This is a genomic window from Clostridium oryzae (assembly GCF_002029235.1).
In the GTDB taxonomy this organism is placed as follows: Bacteria; Bacillota; Clostridia; order Clostridiales; family Clostridiaceae; genus Clostridium_AE; species Clostridium_AE oryzae.
Genome location: NZ_MZGV01000165.1, coordinates 1 through 925 on the forward strand (window position 1 = coordinate 1; position 925 = coordinate 925).

The 925-nt window shown below is 29.2% G+C and carries 1 protein-coding gene; it reads right to left on the minus strand.

The genetic code is table 11. From position 1 onward, the window contains the following. A partial coding sequence (locus CLORY_RS22860) for an IS4 family transposase (RefSeq protein ID WP_079428899.1) occupies positions 1–907 on the minus strand: 907 nt, incomplete at its 3' end. Between the last annotated feature and the right edge of the window lie 18 nt (positions 908–925).

Genomic DNA, 925 nt, shown 5'->3' on the forward strand with positions numbered 1-925 from the left:
ATCCTATAAATTTTTTAATCTTAAGGTTTTGCTTTATCCATTTAAAGAAAATTTCGATATTCCATCTTTGTTTATAAAGCCAAGCTATTTCTTCAGTTGATAAATGAAAAAGATTCGTAGCAAAAACTATTTGTTTGCCATCTTTGCCTGTGATTTTAATTATTCTGTACGGATATTTTGTTTCATAACTCCATGGATTGCCTAGGTGACATACATTATCATAGATAATTTCTACATCGGCATCTAGTAGATTATCTTCTCCCGAAATAAAGTGGCTTCCTAAGATTTCGCCAATAACCGAATTTTCCTTAAGTCTTGTTATAAAGAATTTTTTATTCTCAAAATACTTATCGAAGTTCTTTAGGTCTAGATATGCTCTGTCGAAAATATATATAGCATTTTTATCATTATTTAATTCATTAACTATTACGTTATCTTGAACTTTTGCATTTGTAACAACAATAGTATCAGGAATTCCCTTTCCTAGATCATATCTCGTGTGCATCTTTACACCAGATTTTTTGGACCGATATTCCGCCCATTTAAAATAGGTTGAGCAAACACTTATAGTTGTTGAATCTATAAGCTTTATAGTTCCAAATTTTTTTAAGCGACTGCTTACATTGGTTGATACTAATAATTTTTGTGTTATTGATTTCAGTATAGGAAGGAGTACCTCATAGTTCAAATTATTATTATAATTTGACAAGCTTCCTAAACTAACCCTCTCTATTACTTGTGTCAATTCTGATTTTGATCTCATAAACTCCTCTATGTCTCTTAGGCTATCAAGCTTAGATATATGGAAATATAAATGAGACTTTAAATGGTTTGAAATTGTTCTATAGTTTATATTTAACTTATATGAGCTTTTCTTCAACAAATCCCATTCAATTAAATCTAACACTTTTTCGAATAATAGTGT